The 17,013-nt window shown below is 69.9% G+C and carries 15 protein-coding genes; 4 read left to right on the top strand and 11 right to left on the bottom strand.

From position 1 onward, the window contains the following. Nucleotides 1–100 precede the first annotated feature (100 nt). Together ACFUTX_RS03325 and ACFUTX_RS03320 are read left to right on the top strand one after the other, a co-directional pair. The gene (locus ACFUTX_RS03325; protein ID WP_378860761.1) at nucleotides 101–625 is read left to right on the top strand and encodes a VOC family protein; all 525 of its coding nucleotides are present in this window, start codon (nucleotides 101–103) and stop codon (nucleotides 623–625) included. A gap of 1 nt (nucleotide 626) precedes the next feature. After that, nucleotides 627–1,316, top strand: a complete 690-nt coding sequence (locus ACFUTX_RS03320) for a GntR family transcriptional regulator (protein WP_378860760.1) — start codon at nucleotides 627–629, stop codon at nucleotides 1,314–1,316. A gap of 5 nt (nucleotides 1,317–1,321) precedes the next feature. On the opposite strand, the gene ACFUTX_RS03315 is transcribed toward ACFUTX_RS03320, so the two are convergent. The 8 genes from ACFUTX_RS03315 to ACFUTX_RS03280 all read right to left on the bottom strand — a co-directional run bounded on the left by ACFUTX_RS03315 (nucleotide 1,322) and on the right by ACFUTX_RS03280 (nucleotide 12,114). Further along, nucleotides 1,322–2,029 (bottom strand): SDR family NAD(P)-dependent oxidoreductase, encoded by a 708-nt coding sequence (locus ACFUTX_RS03315; protein ID WP_378860759.1) that lies wholly within the window; start codon nucleotides 2,027–2,029, stop codon nucleotides 1,322–1,324. Then, the gene (locus tag ACFUTX_RS03310; protein ID WP_378860758.1) at nucleotides 2,026–2,913 is read right to left on the bottom strand and encodes an NAD(P)-dependent oxidoreductase; all 888 of its coding nucleotides are present in this window, start codon (nucleotides 2,911–2,913) and stop codon (nucleotides 2,026–2,028) included. The genes ACFUTX_RS03315 and ACFUTX_RS03310 overlap by 4 nt, the downstream gene beginning before the upstream one ends. After that, nucleotides 2,913–4,295 (bottom strand): M24 family metallopeptidase, encoded by a 1,383-nt coding sequence (locus ACFUTX_RS03305; RefSeq protein ID WP_378860757.1) that lies wholly within the window; start codon nucleotides 4,293–4,295, stop codon nucleotides 2,913–2,915. The genes ACFUTX_RS03310 and ACFUTX_RS03305 overlap by 1 nt, the downstream gene beginning before the upstream one ends. Before the next feature lie 56 nt (nucleotides 4,296–4,351). Beyond that, nucleotides 4,352–6,871, bottom strand: a complete 2,520-nt coding sequence (locus tag ACFUTX_RS03300; protein WP_378860756.1) for an ATP-binding cassette domain-containing protein — start codon at nucleotides 6,869–6,871, stop codon at nucleotides 4,352–4,354. Next, nucleotides 6,871–8,067, bottom strand: a complete 1,197-nt coding sequence (locus ACFUTX_RS03295) for a substrate-binding domain-containing protein (protein WP_378860755.1) — start codon at nucleotides 8,065–8,067, stop codon at nucleotides 6,871–6,873. Before ACFUTX_RS03295 ends, ACFUTX_RS03300 begins: the two co-directional genes overlap by 1 nt. Before the next feature lie 49 nt (nucleotides 8,068–8,116). After that, nucleotides 8,117–9,184, bottom strand: a complete 1,068-nt coding sequence (locus ACFUTX_RS03290; RefSeq protein WP_378860754.1) for an ABC transporter permease — start codon at nucleotides 9,182–9,184, stop codon at nucleotides 8,117–8,119. After that, on the bottom strand, nucleotides 9,157–10,539 hold the full coding sequence (locus tag ACFUTX_RS03285; RefSeq protein ID WP_378860753.1) for an amidohydrolase family protein: 1,383 nt from the start codon (nucleotides 10,537–10,539) through the stop codon (nucleotides 9,157–9,159). Before ACFUTX_RS03285 ends, ACFUTX_RS03290 begins: the two co-directional genes overlap by 28 nt. A 144-nt stretch (nucleotides 10,540–10,683) precedes the next feature. Continuing rightward, nucleotides 10,684–12,114 (bottom strand): amidohydrolase family protein, encoded by a 1,431-nt coding sequence (locus tag ACFUTX_RS03280; RefSeq protein WP_378860752.1) that lies wholly within the window; start codon nucleotides 12,112–12,114, stop codon nucleotides 10,684–10,686. Between the two features lie 128 nt (nucleotides 12,115–12,242). Here ACFUTX_RS03280 and ACFUTX_RS03275 point away from each other — a divergent pair, with 128 nt between their 5' ends. Next, nucleotides 12,243–13,283, top strand: a complete 1,041-nt coding sequence (locus ACFUTX_RS03275) for a ketopantoate reductase family protein (protein WP_378860751.1) — start codon at nucleotides 12,243–12,245, stop codon at nucleotides 13,281–13,283. Nucleotides 13,284–13,415: 132 nt separating this feature from the next. Continuing rightward, on the top strand, nucleotides 13,416–14,117 hold the full coding sequence (locus tag ACFUTX_RS03270) for a helix-turn-helix domain-containing protein (RefSeq protein WP_378860750.1): 702 nt from the start codon (nucleotides 13,416–13,418) through the stop codon (nucleotides 14,115–14,117). On the opposite strand, the gene ACFUTX_RS03265 is transcribed toward ACFUTX_RS03270, so the two are convergent. Genes ACFUTX_RS03265 through ACFUTX_RS03255 form a run of 3 tightly spaced genes read right to left on the bottom strand, consistent with a single transcriptional unit; the run spans nucleotide 14,118 to nucleotide 16,997 of the window. Next, nucleotides 14,118–15,197 carry a zinc-binding dehydrogenase gene (locus ACFUTX_RS03265; RefSeq protein WP_378860749.1) on the bottom strand — a complete coding sequence of 360 codons (1,080 nt, stop codon included), beginning with the start codon at nucleotides 15,195–15,197 and terminating at the stop codon, nucleotides 14,118–14,120. Then, nucleotides 15,194–15,505 (bottom strand): Dabb family protein, encoded by a 312-nt coding sequence (locus ACFUTX_RS03260; RefSeq protein ID WP_378860748.1) that lies wholly within the window; start codon nucleotides 15,503–15,505, stop codon nucleotides 15,194–15,196. Before ACFUTX_RS03260 ends, ACFUTX_RS03265 begins: the two co-directional genes overlap by 4 nt. Nucleotides 15,506–15,530: 25 nt before the next feature. Continuing rightward, nucleotides 15,531–16,997 carry an amidohydrolase family protein gene (locus ACFUTX_RS03255; RefSeq protein WP_378860747.1) on the bottom strand — a complete coding sequence of 489 codons (1,467 nt, stop codon included), beginning with the start codon at nucleotides 16,995–16,997 and terminating at the stop codon, nucleotides 15,531–15,533. Nucleotides 16,998–17,013 lie beyond the last annotated feature (16 nt).

Raw genomic sequence — 17,013 nt, 5'->3', positions numbered from 1 at the left:
TCGCAAGCCTCCGTTGCGATTATCTGGGCTAAACCGTTCCGAAGAGCGCCCTGCGTGGATACAATCGGGCGGAGCAGCGTCGCGACAGAGAGGAGTCCGCATGGCCATCCCCGGGATGCGCGGCACCGACCACATCGGGTTCACCGTGCCCGACCTGGAGCAGGCGGAGCGGTTCCTCGTGGACGTGCTCGGGGCCGAGCCCGTCTACGTGCTGGGCGCCAAGCGCGCCGACGACGACTGGATGACGGTGCAGCTGGGCGTCCACCCTCGCACGGTGATCGAGGAGATCCGCTTCTACCGACTGGGGAACGGAACGAACCTCGAGGTCTTCCAGTACGACAGCGCCGACGGGCAGGCGCCGCAGCCCCGCAACAGCGACATCGGCGGACACCACCTCGCGCTGTACGTGGACGACATCGACGCTGCGGCAGACTATCTCCGTGACGCCGGCGTCGAGGTCATGGGCCAGCCCGTGGCGAGCGCCGGAGCGTCGGCCGGACAGCGATGGCTCTACTTCCGCTCCCCGTGGGGCATGCAGTTCGAGCTCGTGAGCTTCCCGAACGGCAAGGCCTACGAGTCGGGCGCCCGCACGCTGCTGTGGCACCCGGCCAGACCCGGAGAGTGACATGACCGACACGCTGACCGAGGGGACCGATCCCTCCCGCACGAGAGACGGCGACGCCGGCGTGCGGATCGCCGACGGCATCCGCTCGGGCATCGTCGCCGGACATTACCCTCCGGGCACCCGCATCCGACAGGAGGATCTCGCCGCGCAGTTCGGCGCCAGCCGGGTGCCCGTCCGGGAGGCGATCAGGCAGCTGGAGTACGAAGGCCTCGTCACCGTCGTGGCGAACTCCGGCGCGTGGGTGTCGCGACTGACCCTCGCCGAATGCGAGGAGATCTACCTGATGCGCGAGCGCCTCGAGCCGCTCCTGCTGCGCTACAGTGCTCCGCATCTGACCGCCGAGCAGCTCGAGAGACTGGGAGCGCTCGCGCAGCGCATCAGCGCCGTCGGCGCCGACACCGACGCCTTCCTCGCGCTCGACGCCGAATTCCATCTCGCCAGCTGCGACGGCGCGACGACGTCGCAGCTCGGCGATCTCGTGCGCCGGCTGTGGAACAGCACCGCGCCTTACCGTCGCGCCTACGTCGCCTCGTGGGAGCCCGAGTCGCGCCGCATCGCTCACGAGGAGCATCACCTCATGGTCGCGGCTCTCCGCGACCATGACGTCGAAGAGGCCGAACGCATCCTGGCCGGGCACATCCGGCGCACCCGCCGTCAGCTCGCCAAGAACCCCGAGGTCTTCGAGAGCTGAACCGCTCAGGTGAGACGCCAGCCCCGATCGACGTAGATGCTCGTCCCCGACACTCCCTGATTGCGCAGCAGGAACTTCGTGGCGTCCACGATGTCCGCCATCGTCGCGAGCTCTCCCCCGGGGGTGCGGCTCTTGTACCCGTCGAGCACGCCCTCGGGCTTGGACGCCCAGAACGGGCTGTCGCCGATGATCCCGGGGTGGATCGCGTTCACCCGGATCGGGGCGAGTTCGAGCGCCAGGGTGCGGACCAGGCCCTCCACTCCCCCGTTGATCGTCGACACCGTCGTCGACCCGGGGTACGGGGCGTCCTTCGCACGCCCGCCGAAGAGCACGATCCCCGTCTCGCGGGACGGCTCCAGTCGGTCGAGGAGGGCATGGACGACCTCCGTGTACCCGACGAGCTTCAGCGTCACGAGGCGTCGTGCGCGAGCGATGTCGTAGTCGCGGACCGTGTTCGCATCGCGCTCGATCGCGGCGAGGACGAGGCCGTGTACGGGGCCGATGCCCGAGAGGCGGTCCGCGATCGCCTCCGGTTCGGAGATGTCGAGCGCCACCGCGCGCGCCCTCTCGCCGATCGACGCGGCGACGGCGTCGGCGGCCGCTTGGTCTCTGCCCGTGATGATCACCCGGTCGCCGTCGGCGACGATGTCCTTCGCGAGTTCGAGGCCGATGCCGGACGTCGCCCCGACGACGACGATGGTGCGTTCGCTCATTGCTCCTCCGTGTGTGTGTCGTACAGGCCGCGGCGCATGACCTCGGCCGCCGCGCCCCAGTCCAGGTGCTCAAGGTCGGGGTGGGCGAGCGCGATCTCGTAGACGCGCCGCATGGCGTCGGCGGTCGGCAGGGCGGTGCCGGTCTCGGCCGCCACCTCTTCGGCGAGCCGCAGATCCTTGAAGCCGAGCCTCATGACGAAGCCGGGGGGCGCATACGCCTGGTCGACGATCTCGGCCCCGTAGCCCCGGTACACGACCCCGTCGAACAGGGTGCTGGTCAGCAGCTCGTGGAACAGTCGCGGATCGACCCCCTGCCGCTCCGTCATGGCGATGGACTCGCCGAGCGCCTGGATCGCGTGGATGATGTTGTAGTTCACGGCCACCTTGACGGCGTTCGCCGTGCGCGGCCTGTCGCCGAGCCGCCACACGCGGGCGCCGAGGGTCTCGAGGATCGGCAGCACCTCGTCGACGCTCTCCGCCGCGCCGGCGGCCAGGATGTTGAGCTTTCCCGCCGCCGCCACGGTCGGACGCCCGAGCACGGGAGCAGCCACGTACGCGACACCCGCGTCGCGGAACAGCGTCTCGAGGCGGTCCGCGGCCGCCGGGCTGATCGATGCGGTGTTGACATGGATGCCGCGCCCCTGCGCCACCGCGGCGGAGTCCAGCACTCCCTCCGCGGCCTCGTCGTCGGCGAGCATCGAGATCGACAGTCCGGTCGCGAGGGCCTCGCCCGGGCTCGCGACCAGCGTGGCGCCCGCCGCGACCAGCTCGGCCGCGGCATCCGGCGATCTGTTCCACACATGCAGCTCGTGACCCGCATCGACGAGCCGGCGCGCCATCGCCGAGCCCATCGTGCCGAGGCCGACGAATCCGATCCGAGCCATCAGGCCTCCCCGCGCCCCCACGTCGTGTTCAGGTGGGACTGGCTGTCGCGCTGGAGATTGAGCGGCCCGTCGACCGTGTAGTAGCGCTTCCCCGCGACGATGAGCTCCTCGGCGGGGAACTTCGTGATGACCTCGCAGCCGTCGGCGGTCACCACGACCTCCTCCTCGATGCGCGCCGCGCCCCAGCCGTCGGCCGACGGCCAATAGGTCTCGAGCGCGAACACCATGCCCTCCTGCAGCACCTCCGGGTGGTCCAGCGACACGAGGCGGGAGAAGATCGGCTTCTCCCAGATCGAGAGTCCCACCCCGTGCCCGTACTGCAGGGCGAACGCGGCCTCCTCGTCGGGGAACCCGAACTCCTGGGCGGTCGGCCACACCTTGACGATGTCGGCGGTGGTAGCGCCCGGCCGCACGAGCGCGATCGCCCGGTCCATGTACTCCCGCGCCCGCGTGTAGGCGTCCTTCTGCGCCGAGCTCGCCGAGCCGACCGCGAAGGTGCGGTAGTAGCAGGTGCGGTAGCCGTTGAACGAGTGCAGGATGTCGAAGAACGCCGGGTCACCGGGCCGGATGAGCCGGTCGCTGAAGACGTGCGGATGCGGCGAGCAGCGCTCCCCGGAGATCGCGTTCACCCCCTCGACGTACTCCGAGCCGAGGTCGTACAGGGTCTTGGCGACCACCCCGACCGCCTCGTTCTCGCGCACCCCCGGGCGAAGGAAGCGGTAGAGCTCCTCGTACGCGGCATCCACCATCGACGCCGCCTGCGTGAGCAGCCGGATCTCGTCACCGGTCTTGATGCGCCGCGCCTCCATGAACAGCTGCTGGCCGTCGACGACGCGGATGCCCTCCTGCTGCAGCGCGAAGAGGATCGGCAGCTCGATGACGTCCACGCCGAGCGGCTCGTTCGCGACGCCGAACTTCTCGAGCTCGCGCTTGATCTTCCTGGCCACGCCCTGGGCGATCTCGGCATCGGGCGTGAAAGCGCCGCGCAGGGTGGAGATGCCGGCGCGCGCGCCCGATTCGAGCCGCGGACGCGGGGCGTTCTCGTGGGGCGCGTTCGGGTCGGCGTCCATCTCGGCCGTGGTGACATCGAGCCACGGGTTGTACAGCGCGTGGTGCTTGGCCGCCGAGCCGAAATCCCACGAGATGGGGTCGCTGTTGCGGGTCAGGAGGCTGAATCTGATGAGCTTGTCCATCGCCCACGTGCCGATATGCGTCGCCGTCATGTAGCGGATGTTCGAGAAATCGAAGGCCAGCACGGCCCCGAGCTCCGAGCGGTCCAACTCGGCCTTCAGCCGGGCGAGCCGATCGCTGCGCAGCCGGTCGAAATCGACGCGCGCCTCCCAATCGACGGCGTTGGATCCGGTCGTCCCGGTGTTCTTCATGGCTGTCCTCTCTCGAGAGCGTGACGGGTGCGGGATGGCATCGGTGGCGGCGGCGGTCAGCCGGCGCGGAGCGAGCCGAGTTTGGCGCGATCGTTGCGCGTGATGGCGATCACCATCGGCACGATGGCGGCGAAGAGCACGAAAGCGCCCTGGATCCAGAACTGCCACGACAGCCCCACACCCAGGAAGGAGAGGGCGCTCGTCACTGTCTGCAGCAGAATGCCCGCCGCCGCCACGGCGAGCGCCGACCCGGATCCACCGAAGATGCTCGCTCCCGCGATGACCACGGCGGTCACCGAGGTGAGCGTCAGGGCCTGCGCCGCATTGGCGTCGCCGATGCCCGACCTCGAATAGACGACGAGACCGGCGAGGGCGGCGATCGTGCCCGCCGCGATCGCGGCCCACAGACGTGTGGCGGGGACGCGCACCCCCATCCGGTTCGCCTTGACGGGGTCGGACCCGGCCGCCCGCAGCCCACGGCCGGGTCCCGTGCGCTGGATGACGAACCACAGCGCGACGGCGACTCCGACAGCGATCGCCAGCACGACGGGGATGCCAGCGACCGCGAGCCCGAGGGTCGTGAGAAGGTCGCCGTCGGCCGAGCCGCCCGGGTACGGGCGGAGCACCTGAGCCAAGCCCAGGACCGCGATGGAGGTGACGAGTGTCGCGATGACGGGAGGAAGCCCGAGCCTCGTGACCAGCAAGCCGTTCACGAGACCCACCAGCGCCCCGGCGGCGAGGGCGAGCAGGGCCCCGACGGCGAACAGGCCGATCCCGGACTGGCCGAAGAACGAGACGATGACGGCCGAGAGCGCCACCACGGATCCGATGCTGAGATCGATGCCGCCGGTGATGACCACGACGAGCTGAGCGAGGCCGACCAGGATGAGCACCGCGGATGCCGCGAGCAGCTGACTGATGCTGAGGGGGCTCAGGAACGCGGAGGACACGAACGACGCCACCACCGAGAGGGCGACGGCGAGACCCAGCAGGACCACCGCCTGCCCCTCTCCCGCCAGGAGGTTCCGGCCCCTTCGACGCCCCGCCGTCTGGGGAAGCGCGACGTTCGCCGTCTCGGACGAGAGCACCGCGGCGCCCGTGATCGCTCGCTCATCGACCTCGTCGCCCGCGAGGCTCGCCTGCACGCGACCGCGCGAGAACACGATGACGCGATCGCACAAGCCCTCGAGCTCGACGGCGTCGGTCGACAGGACGACGACGGCGACCCCGGCTTCGGCCATCTCCCGCAGGAAGGCGTAGATCTCGACGCGGGCTCCGGCATCCACCCCCTGGGTCGGGTCCTCGACGAGGAGCACCCGCGGGTCACCGAGCCGCCCCCGGGCCAGCAGGACCTTCTGCTGGCTGCCGCCGGAGAGGGCGCTGACCGGTACCTCGAGGTGCGGCGCCTTCACCGCCAGGCGGTCGATGCCCTCGCGGGTCAGCGCGTACTCGCGGGGACGGTTGACGAATCCGAAGGGCATGGCCAGCTTCAGCGACGGCGCGACCGTGTTCTCGCGGATCGACATCTTGCCGAACATCGCCTCGCCGATGCGATCGCCGGGGAGGAAGGCGATCCCTGCCGCGGTCGCCGAGCGCAGCGACGAGACGTGCACCTGCTCGCCGCCGACGAAGACCTTGCCGTCGGTCGACCCGCTCCCGGCGATGCCGCGGAGCACGGCGCGCTGTCCGTTTCCCTCGACGCCCGCCAGGCCGACGATCTGGCCCGGATGGACGGCGAACGACACGCGTTCGTAGCCCGGCCCGCTGAGCTCGACGACCTCGAGAGCCGGCACCGCATCGACGGCGGGCGCCGGGGCCTTGGCGGGGAACGTCGTCTCGAGCGAGCGCCCGATGATCAGCTCGACGATCTGATCGGCGGTGAAGTCGGCCACGCGGCCGCTGCCGACCTTCCTGCCGTCCCGGAGGACGCTGAGATCGTCGGCGATCTCTATCACTTCGGGGATGCGGTGCGTGATGTAGATGATCGCGACGCCCTCGGCGACGAGCATCTTGACGCGCTGGAACAGCCAGGCGGTCTCCTCGGGACCGAGCGCCTCGGTCGGCTCGTCCAGCACCAGCACGGACGGGTCGGAGGCGAGCGCCGCCGCGATCTCGACGAGGTGCGCCTCCCGGAGCGAGAGCGACGAGACGAGCGCAGCCGGATCAATGGAGAGCGACAGGCTCTCGAACAGTCGCGTGAGCCAGCCGTGGGCCGATCGGCGCGACGGGCGCTTCGACTCCGGCAGCAGCAGCATCATCGCGTCCACGACGGTCAGCGAGGGCGCGAGCGCGGGAGTCTGATAGACGATCGCCAGCCCCGCCTCGCGAGCCTCGCGGGGACGGATGCGGTCATAGGTCGTGCCGGCGAGGTCGATGGTCCCGGCATCCGGAACCACCGACCCCGCCGCGATCCCCACGAGGGTCGACTTTCCCGCGCCGTTCTCACCGAGAACGGCGTGGACCCGTCCGGCCACGACATCCACCGTCACGCCGTCGAGGGCTTTCACCCCGGGGTACGTCTTGGTGATGTCGGTGAGAGTGAGGGCGGAGGCGACCGCCGTGGGGGTCTGGTTCATCAGCCGAACAGCTCCTGGATCTCGTCGCTCGACAGCAGGGTCGACGGCGTGGCGTCCGACGGCGCGTCCGGCAGGCAGGCTTCCTCAGGGGTGATCGCGCCGTCGGTGGTTCCGGTCGAGTCCTCGTACAGAGCCAGCTCGTAGAGCGAGGGCTCGGCGTTGGATCCGCCCTGGAACGCGGCGACGGCCTTGCGGAGGGCGACACGGCCGATCCAGGTTCGCGACGACACCGTGGCCAGCTCGTAGCCGGGGTTCGCCTCCTTCAGAGCCGCGAAGCCGCAGCTGAGCGAGTTGTCGTCGGTGCTCGTGATGATCGGGAGCGTCTCGCCCGCCGCCTCGTAGGCGCGGATGATGCCCGAGGCGGATGCGCCGTAGTCCGCGATGACCGCGTCGATCGGCGTGCCCTGCGCGAGGACGCCCGCCATAGCCTGCTGAGCCTGGGCCGGGTCCCAGTTGGTGGTGATGGGCTCGTCGTTGACGAGGGTGATCTGCGGGTTGGCGTCGAAGACCTCCTTCGCTCCTTCGAACTCCTGCGACGACACCAGCGCGCCGGCGGGACCACCGAAGAAGACCACGTTGCCGCCCTCCTCGCCGAGCTGGTCCACGACCCACTGGGCCTTGGACTGTCCGACGAACTGCGGGATCTGGTCGGTGTAGTCGAGGTAGTCCGTACCGGCCTCGCCCTGCGGGTCGGACGCGAAGTTGATCACGATGGATCCCGCGTCGGTGGCCTGGCGGATGGCGGGCAAGTGCGCCTCGCCGGGGCCGGCGTCGGGGATGACCAGGATGATGTCGGTCCCCTTCGCCGCCAGGCTGGTGATGCCCGACGTCGTAGCCTCGAGATCACCGCGTCCGGCGACGAACTCGACGTCCGTGATCGCCGGGCACTTCGCCGCCTCGCTCTCGATCTCGGCGAGAACCGTCTTCGACCACGTGTTGGTGCCATAGCCGTCGACGACGCCCACCGTCATCTCTTCGGCGTCGTCGGGGCAGACCTCCGACATCTCGATGAACTGGTCGACCGTTCCGACGCTCAGCGCGGCGATGTCGGCCTCGAGATTGTTCGGAGCGCCGCCGTCGCCGCCGTCGCCGGTGCTGTCTCCCGTGCTGTTGGTGGACGAACAGCCCGCGAGGATCAGGGCGCTCAGCGCGAGAGCCGCGATGGCGCCTCGCCGAGCCGTAGCTGTGCTAATCATTGATGGAACTCCCCTTCGAGTTGGGTGATGGGTGAGGGACCGCACTCGATCACTCGGGTATGGGGGTGGCAGCCCCCGATCGACGGCGCATCATGGCTCGCATGCGCGACGTGCTCCCGCCCAGCTGCAGCTGAGCGACGATTCCGACGCCGATGATCAGCGCCTGGACGATGTTCTGAACGGCCGTGGCCTGGGTGAAGGTCTGCACGAGCTGGCTCAGCTGGGCCAGGAAGAGGGCGCCGAGAGCCGTGCCCACGATGCTCCCGCGGCCGCCGGTCAGCGCAGTCCCGCCCAGCACGACAGCGGCGATCGACGGCAGCAGGTAGTCGTCGCCCGCTGTGAGGGTCGGCGTGCGCAGCAGTCCGGCCAGGAGCACACCGCCGACGGCCGCGAGGGCGGTGGAGAGGGTGTAGGCGGCGATCGTGTATCCGCGCGTGCCGATCCCGACGTTGGCCGCGCTGCGCGGGTTCTCTCCCACGAGCTCGAACCGGCGCCCGAGCCGCGTCCACTTGACCACGACGTGCGCGACCACCACCAGGCCGACGGCGAAGAAGACGAGCACCGGCACTCCCCCGACCCGGCTCAGCGCGAACTGGCTCAGGGCTTGCGGGCTCTGGCCTGCGAAGCCTCCCGACAGGGCCTGGACGGTTCCGATCAGGAGCGCGTTGATCGCGATCGTGACCACGAGCGGCGGGAGGCCGAACACCGTGATGACGACGCCGCTGACGAGTCCGAAGACGGCGGTCCCGGCGATCGCGACGACGATCGCCAGGGGAAGTCCGAGGGCGTCGTCGCCGCCGAATCGGGCCACGATGAGCGCGCCCAGGGTGACCGCCCCCGGGATCGACAGGTCCAGCCCGCCCTGCTGGATGACGAGCGTCTGGCCGATGGCCACGATCGCCATCAGTGCGGCGAACGGCAGCATCGAGACGATAGCGGTCGGTCCGACGCTCCCCGGCGCGATGAGGGGGCTCACCACGAACAGGGCGACCACCGCGATGAGCGCACGGGTGCCCGGCCACGACAGGATCATCGCCGGCAGCGGCGCGTGGTCGTTCGGAACCCGGCGCACCTCGGTGGATGCCGCGGTCATGACGTAGCCAGCTCCGGGTGCCACGACCCGTCGAGGCGAGCCTCGGGCATCTCGCCGAGCAGATACTCGCGCGAGGCGAGCGCGTCGGCCTTGAGCCGGTCCAGATCGACGCCGACCAGACGCCCGTCCTCCTTGACCCGCACGCCCTGCACGAAGACGTCGCGCACGAGTCCGGGATGGGCGGAGTACACGAGGCTGCCGATGGGGTTGTTCAGCGGCGTGAGGGCGAGAGATCGGTCGTCGAGCACGACGATGTCCGCGGCCTTCCCGACCTCGATCGACCCGGTCACGTCGCCGAGCCCGGCGGCATGCGCGCCGTCGATGGTGGCGAACCGCACGACTTCGGCGCACGTCAGGCTGATGCGCTCGAGGACTTCGCCGGTCTCGACCGACGGAGCGTTGTCGAGTGCACGCTGCATGCCGATCGCCGTGCGCATCGTGGCGAACATGTCGCCGCCGTTGGAGCTGCAGACGTCGATGGAGAACGTCGGCCGGATGCCGGCACGCAGTAGACGCCCGGTCGCGGGAAACCCGTGACCCATCTGCATCTCGACGTCGGGCGCGACCGAGGCGGTCCCGCCGGAGTCGGCGATCAGCTTCAGCTCGTCGTCTCCGAGCGTGCAGCAGTGGACGTACGTCGTGCGGTCGGAGAGCAGTCCGTCCTCGGCCAGTTTCCGGATGGGACCGGACTTGCCCCAGTAGCCATCGCCGACGTGGACGGTCACACGCAGGTCGAGGTCCTCGGCCAATTGGAAGTCGCCGCGGTTCACCTCCGGGGTGGTGAACTGCGGCCCGCGCAGCGCGAGGGCCATCGTGACCAGCCCGTCGCCCGAGGCGAAGTGCTCGTCGCGCACGCGCCGGGCGTCGTCGGGGTGGGGCACGGCGGACGGCAGCGAGCCCCACTGCGCAGCTCCGCCTCCGTGGGCGAAGACGGCGCGCATCCGCGTGTCCTTGAGGGCCTTCACCGCGGCGTCGGCGTGCTGCGGCGTCGCGAGGTTGTGGGACCAGTCGACGAGGGTCGTGATGCCGGAGTCGAGCGCCTCCAGCGCCCCGAGGTAGTTCCCGGTATAGGTGTCCTCCGGACGGAAGTGCTTGCTCAGGCCCGTGTGCAGGCCCGCGAGGTATTCGGTGAGGGACCAGTCGGATGCGAGATTGCGCACCACCGACTGCCAGGTGTGCCGATGCGTGTCGACGAACCCCGGGTGGACGATCCGGCCGCGGACGTCGATGACCTCCGCGTCGGCGGCCTCGATGCCGACGCCGATCTGCTCGATCGTGCCGTCGACTCCGATGAGGATGTCGGTGTTCTCCAGGACTTCACCCGGCTGCGCAGCCGTGATGACGGTTCCGCCGCGGAGAAGGGTGCGAGTGCCGCCCATATTCGTCGTGACTCCCTTGTCAACTGTGGGCCCGCGGTCGTTGCGGGCCTCCGGTCGTTGCGTTGATCCTAGAAAGCGTCACTGCACGGCGTCAAGTATTGATTACCACTTGCTGTCGCTTGTCCAGTGACGCTTCAGCGCCAGTCAGGCCCGCTCGCGGTAGAGCGGGATGTCGACGGGAGGCTGGGGGATGAATCCGCCGTGGCGACGCATCTCGTCGTAGAGGCGCTCGTGCGACCTCTCGAGCAGGCCCACCGCCGCCACCGCGTCGACGTTCGTCAGCAGACCGTGGCGCTTGACGACCTGGCCGTCGACCAGCACGGTGTCGACGCATCCGGCGTTGGCCTGTGAGATGACCGCGCCGGTCGGGTCGGCGCGGTTCCACCCCGCCTGACTGACACCTCGCATGTCGATGAGCACGATGTCGGCGCGCTTTCCGGGCGTCAAGGAGCCGACGAGGTGGTCCATGCCGGCCGCGCGTGCCCCGTTGAGCGTCGCCCATCGCAGCGCGTCCCGCGTCGTCCACGACATCACCTGCGGCGCGGTCCACTCGCGGTACCCCGGCTCATCCGCCCGATAGCGGGATGCCTGAAGCACGAGTCTGCTGTGCGAGATCATGTCACCGCTGTTGCCGCTCACGCAGTCGATGCCGAGACTCGGTCCCGGGGTGTGGCGGGTCGTCTCGCCGATCGCCGGGTAGCCCATTCCCATCTGCATCTCGGTCTCGGCGCAGACCGAGACGGTCACACCCGTCCCCTCGAGCATCGCCCACTCCTCCGGGGTGTTGAAGGTGCAGTGAACCAGGAGCAGGTCGTCGGCGAGCAGCCCGCCGCGGTGCAGCACCTCGACGTCCTTGAAGAGCCGACGCACCATGACCTGGTTGGCGTGAAGCGTGATGCGCGCGCCCAGCTCGCGAGCCAGCTGGAACTCGCGTGCCACGTCGTCGACGGGCGCGATGGCGAGCTCCTGCGGAGCGATCCCGAAGCGGAGCAGCTGGTCGTCGCTCGAGAAGTACCCGCTGCGGATCTCGCCCGCGAGCCGCGCCCTCGTCTCCAGATCCGACGGGTCGCCTCCCGTGGATCCGCCGCGCGACTCCCCCCACGTGTTCGTCAGGATCGGGGTGAGCCCGTGGGCGTACAGCGCCCGGATGCCGGCATCCCGAAGTCCTCCCACGGCGGCATGGGCGCACTCCGGGTCGAGGATGTTGTGGCAGTAGTCGACCAGGGTCGTCACCCCGCTGTTCAGGGCATCGAGCGCACCGACGTAGTTCCCCGCGTACATGTCGTCGGCGCGATAGCGCGGCGCCATCTGCAGACGGATCCCGCGCAGGTAGTCGGGGATGTTGCCGTCCGCGAGGATGCCACGCAGCGCGGTCTGCCACGTGTGGCGGTGGGTGTCCACCATGCCCGGGATGGCGATCATCCCCGCCCCTTCGATCACGAGGTCGGCGTCCGCGGCGATGCCGGGCCGGATGACGGAGATGACGCCGTCCTCGATGAGGATGTCGGTGTCGGGCAGGTCGCCGAGCTCGTCGTCGACGGTGGCGGCGGCCACGCCGCGGATCAGGGTCTTCATGGCGCTCCTTTGCGTCCGAGTGAGATCACGTGCATTCTTGTTGCTCTCCACTGAACGAATATGTACAGTCAAAGCACGTGTGTACAGCGGAAGCGTACGCCAGCCGCCCACGGTGTCAAGGAGGACCCATGACGGAGAGAGAGCCGCGCATCGCGATCCTGGGGTCAGGAGCGCAGGGCTCGGGCATCGGCGAGGACCTCGTCCGCGCGGGGCTCGACGTGACGTTCATCGAGCAGTGGCCGGCCCACGTCGAGGCGATGAAGGCGAGGGGCATCGAGGTCCGACTGCCGGACGAGACACGTCTGACGGCGGTGAAGGCGATGCACCTGTGCGACGTGGCCACCCTGCGCGAGCCCTTCGACATGGTCTTCGTGGTGGTGAAGGCCTACGACACCCGGTGGGCCTGCGAGCTCATCAAGCCCCACCTGGCAGACGACGGGCTCGTCATCGGCCTGCAGAACGGCATGTCGCAGGACGACATCGCCGCGGCGGTCGGCGCGCACCGCGCGATCGGAGCCGTCATCGAGATCGCGTCGAACATGTACGAGCCCGGGGTGGTGAACCGTCAGACGCCCGCCCGCGGGTCCTGGTTCGCCGTCGGCGCCTACGACGACAGTGCCCGCGGCCGCGAGATCGAGGTGCAGCGCGTCCTCTCCCACACCGGCACGGTCACGATCTCGCCCGACATCCGGTCGTCAAAGTGGATGAAACTCGTCGCGAACGCCGGCGAGCTGGTGCCCTCAGCCATCCTCGATCTCCCCCTCGCCGAGGCGGTGAAACTGCCCGGCGTGCACGACTTCATGGTCGAGTGCGGCAAGGAGGCGGCCCGCGCCGCGGTCGCCGACGGCTGCTCGCTCGTCCCGATCTTCGGTCTCGCCGACGCGAGGGTCGACGACCCCGATCAGTACGCGGCGGACCTGCTCGGCAAGGTGCTGGAGAGCTACTCGCTGCCCGACACCAAGACGACGGTGCTGCAGGACTGGATCAAGGGCAGGCACGCCGAGTACGCGGAGGTGAACGGGCTGGTGGTCGATGTCCTCGCCCGCAGCGGCGAGGCCGCGCCGTTCAACGCACATACCGTGCGCCTGGCGAAGGAGATCGAGGCCGGCCGTCTCGAGCGCAGTGCGCGCAACCGGAACCTGCTCCTCGATGTCGCCGTCCCCGCCTAGCCGCCCGGCCGCGCCTCGGTGCCTGTGCAGGCGAGGCGTACACGGCATCCCGAGCGAGGGCGATAGCCTGAACCTCCACGGGTGCGGATCGAGCTCATGAGGCTGCCCGATCCCCCCACGAGAGGAGCTGCCGTGGTCGCTGAAGACATCGGTGGACGATTGCGGACGGCGCGCATGCAGAAGGGCATGAGCCTGCGGAGCGTCGCGAGCGCCCTCGGGGTGTCGGCATCCCTCATCTCGCAGGTCGAGACGGGCAAGACGCAGCCGTCGGTGTCGACGCTGTACGCGATCGTGACCTACCTCGGGATCTCGATCGATGAGCTGCTGGGGGTGCCCCCGACGACGACGCCGGTGACGGATGCCGCGGTCACGGTGGCACCGGCCGTCACGGCGGGTCGCGCCGCCGTCCAGCGCGCCGAGGACAACGCGGTGCTCGAGATGGAGAACGGCGTCCGGTGGGAGCGCCTGGCGGCCGGAGAAGGGCCCGCCGACGCGTTGCTCGTCACTTACGACCCGGGCGCGACCAGCTCGGTCGAGGGCAAGCTCATGCGGCACGCGGGCGTCGAGTACGCCTACCTGCTCGAGGGTGAGCTCACCGTCCAGGTTGACTTCGACACGTACACCCTGCGCCCGGGCGACAGCCTGCACTTCGATTCGATCCGTCCCCACCTCTACCTCAACCAGACCGACCGCATCGCGCGGGGGATCTGGTTCGTCGTCGGCCGGCGGGAGTACAACCAGTCGATGCCCGCGGCAGCAGGGACCGGGCAGACTCCGCCGACGTCGATCGCGTCGGCGGTCGACGTGCTGCGGGCGATGGACGATCTGGACTGATCAGCCCGCAGCGTGCACGGCCGGCCGGGGCGCGTCGATCCAGGGGTCGATGAGCGTCTTGACCTGACGACTCGCTCCCCTGAGCATCGGCTCGAGTGCGTCGGCGACGACGCCCGAGAGCGGCAGCACCTCCTCGGCGATGTCGCTCCAGTCCGTGCGGGCGCCGAGCAGCTCGACGGCACGAGGGAGATCTTCCGCGAACGCATGGGCGACGGTGCCGACGATGAGGTACTCGCGCAGCGTCCAGTGTCCCAGCGGCACCTCGACGTCGCCGCGCTGGATCCCGACCGGCACGATCGTCGCGCCCGGCTGGGCGGCCTCCAGCACCTCCGCGAGGCCTGCCGCCGATCCGCTCACCTCGAACAGCACGTCGACCTCCCAGCCGAGTTCGTCGAGGCGCTCCCGCACGGAGGCGCTTCCCGCCTCGGAGGTCGCCGCGGCGCCGAGGGTCGCCGCGAGGGCGAGGCGCTCGGGGCTGCGGTCCACTGCCAGGACCCGCGCGCCGGTAGCGACGGCGGCGTGCACGAGGAAGGCACCGATCCCGCCGACGCCGACGATGACGGCATCCTGCCCGGCTGTCAGCCCGCTGCGCGACACGGCGTGCACCGCGATCGACATCGGCTGGGCCAGACCCAGGGTGTCCGGAGGAAGGCCGGCGTCGGACACGTCGAGGAGGATGCTCTCGGGGACGACGACGTGGCCGGCCAGTCCCCCGTCGACCTGCAGCCCCGCCGTCCGGTACGACCGGCACAGGTTCGTCCGGCCGTTGCGGCACGGCTTGCACGTGCCGCACGAGATCCCCGCTCCGCAGACCACCGACGCGCCGACGGGCAGCCGCACGCCCTCGCCGACCGCCTCGACGACCCCGGCGAACTCGTGACCGAGCGTCACCGGAAGCACCGTCAGCACCGGGCCGCGCGAGAACTCGGTCGCGTCCGAGCCGCACACGCCGCAGACGCTCACCCGCACGAGCACCTCCCCTGGGCCCGGTGGGCGGATCTCGCGCTCCTCGACGCGGAGGTCGCCTGCTGCGTGCAGGACGGCCGCCCTCGTGGTCGTTAGAGGCGTGTCGGGCGTCACAGCGTGATCCCGTCGGGGACCGTGATCTGGGACGCCTGCCGGTCGGCCACCATCGCCGTGAGGTGGTCGGCGTACACCTGCGCGTGCGACGGCGCATCCAGATATGCCGACAGGCCGGCTTCGTCGTCGACGAGGGCGACCACCGCGAAGTCCGCGGGACTCGGGCGCAGGCGCAGGTTCGCACCGCACCGGTACCCGCGGATCTCCGGGATGCCGGCGGCCATCGCCTCCAGGGCGACGGCGAGCCTCTCCACGTCCTCGTCGGTGACGTCGGGCTGCCATCGGAACAGGGCGACGTGCAGGATCATCGACGGCCTCCGTGCTGCGGGCTCCTCATTCGCGTCCCTGCGCGACGACGTGCGCGTCGCCGTCGGTGTAGCGGTACGGGTTCTCGATCTCCTCGTCGACGGGGATCTCGGGGTGCATGCCCTCCTGCCACGCCTGCTCGCCGAGCTTCGAGCGCACATACTCGACCGACGCGGCGACCTTGTCGCGGATCGGCGCGAGCGGCAGGCCGATGCGGCGACCCTCGTACTTGACGACCCGCCCGTTGACGACCACCGTGTGCACGTCGGCCGTTCCCGCCTGGTACACGACGTGCGCGTAGGGGTGGAGGATCGGGGTCATCGCCGGCGACTCGTCGTTCTTGATGAGCACGAGGTCGGCGCGCTTGCCCGGGGTGATCGAGCCGATCGTGTCTTCCATCCCCAGCGACTTCGCCCCTCCCATCGTGGCCATGTGCAGGACGTCCTCGGCGCGCAGGCGGTTCGCGACGATCGTCTCACCGCGCGAGTGCGCCTCGAGGTGATCGCGCGACCGGTCGGCGCTGAGGGTGGCGCGCATGGCCGAGAAGAAGTCCGCGCTCCACCACACGCTCGTGTCCATCGACAGGGAGGCGGGGATGCCGTGGCGGCGGATCGCCCAGGTCGAAGGGTATCCCTGGCCCGCGCTCTGCTCCGACTCCGTCGCGACGGATACGGTTCCACCCGTGGCGGCGATCTTCTGGTAGCTCTGCTCGTTCAACGAGGCGGAGTGGACGTAGGTGACGGTGTCGTCCATGAACCCTGCGTCGTACATCTGCGTGATCGCCGTGTCGGTGGTGGCGCCCCACACGCCGGCGTGCGTCGTCACCCGCAGTCCGAGGTCGCGGGCGGCTTGGAACGCGCCCTTCTCGGGGAAGTCCGAGGCACCGGGCACGTCAAACGCGAGCTGCAGTCCCAGCATGTCGTCGGGAGAGTTGAAGTTCCGCGTCACGAAGTCGCGGAACTCCGGGCTGTTCGCCCACTCCCACGGAGCGCCGAGATAGTTGCCGTAGGCCAGCACGAACCTCCCGGGAATCTCGCGGAACGCCTGCAGCGCCGCTTCCCCGTACTCGGGCGTGCGCAGCCCGTGCGACCAGTCGAGAGTCGTGGTCACGCCGGTGTCCACCGACTCCAGGGCGCTCAGCAGGTTCCCCGCATACACGTCCTCGGGCCGGAAGACCTCGCCCCAGTTGAGGTAGTAGAAGACGAAGTACTGGCTGAGCGCCCAGTCCCCGCCGTATCCGCGCAGGCCCGTCTGCCACATGTGGCGGTGGGTGTCGATGTACCCCGGGGTGACGATCCCCCCGGAGCCGTCGACCTCGAGCGTTCCCTCGGGCACGTCGAGAGCGTGGCCGACGGCGGCGATGTCCGTGCCGACCACCAGGACGTCGGCGCCTTCGAGCACGCCGGGCGAGTCCATGGTGATCACGGTGGCGTTGCGGATGACGAACGGGCGGTCGTCACCGAACTGTTCCGGGCGGGGGGCTGGTTCGCTCATGTGTTCTCCTCGTCGA

It is taken from the genome of Microbacterium sp. NPDC057407, from assembly GCF_042803895.1.
Classification (GTDB): Bacteria; Actinomycetota; Actinomycetes; order Actinomycetales; family Microbacteriaceae; genus Microbacterium.
Note: the sequence above shows the minus strand (reverse complement) of the source record. Positions and strands in the feature narration are given on the sequence as shown.

Coding starts and splice junctions, on each gene's coding strand:
- ACFUTX_RS03315 (WP_378860759.1), bottom strand. CDS start 2,029: ATGAGCGAACGCACCATCGTCGTCGTCGGGGCGACGTCCGGCATCGGC.
- ACFUTX_RS03275 (WP_378860751.1), top strand. CDS start 12,243: ATGACGGAGAGAGAGCCGCGCATCGCGATCCTGGGGTCAGGAGCGCAG.
- ACFUTX_RS03325 (WP_378860761.1), top strand. CDS start 101: ATGGCCATCCCCGGGATGCGCGGCACCGACCACATCGGGTTCACCGTG.
- ACFUTX_RS03300 (WP_378860756.1), bottom strand. CDS start 6,871: ATGAACCAGACCCCCACGGCGGTCGCCTCCGCCCTCACTCTCACCGAC.
- ACFUTX_RS03260 (WP_378860748.1), bottom strand. CDS start 15,505: ATGATCCTGCACGTCGCCCTGTTCCGATGGCAGCCCGACGTCACCGAC.
- ACFUTX_RS03320 (WP_378860760.1), top strand. CDS start 627: ATGACCGACACGCTGACCGAGGGGACCGATCCCTCCCGCACGAGAGAC.
- ACFUTX_RS03285 (WP_378860753.1), bottom strand. CDS start 10,539: ATGGGCGGCACTCGCACCCTTCTCCGCGGCGGAACCGTCATCACGGCT.
- ACFUTX_RS03295 (WP_378860755.1), bottom strand. CDS start 8,067: ATGATTAGCACAGCTACGGCTCGGCGAGGCGCCATCGCGGCTCTCGCG.
- ACFUTX_RS03310 (WP_378860758.1), bottom strand. CDS start 2,913: ATGGCTCGGATCGGATTCGTCGGCCTCGGCACGATGGGCTCGGCGATG.
- ACFUTX_RS03305 (WP_378860757.1), bottom strand. CDS start 4,295: ATGAAGAACACCGGGACGACCGGATCCAACGCCGTCGATTGGGAGGCG.
- ACFUTX_RS03255 (WP_378860747.1), bottom strand. CDS start 16,997: ATGAGCGAACCAGCCCCCCGCCCGGAACAGTTCGGTGACGACCGCCCG.
- ACFUTX_RS03280 (WP_378860752.1), bottom strand. CDS start 12,114: ATGAAGACCCTGATCCGCGGCGTGGCCGCCGCCACCGTCGACGACGAG.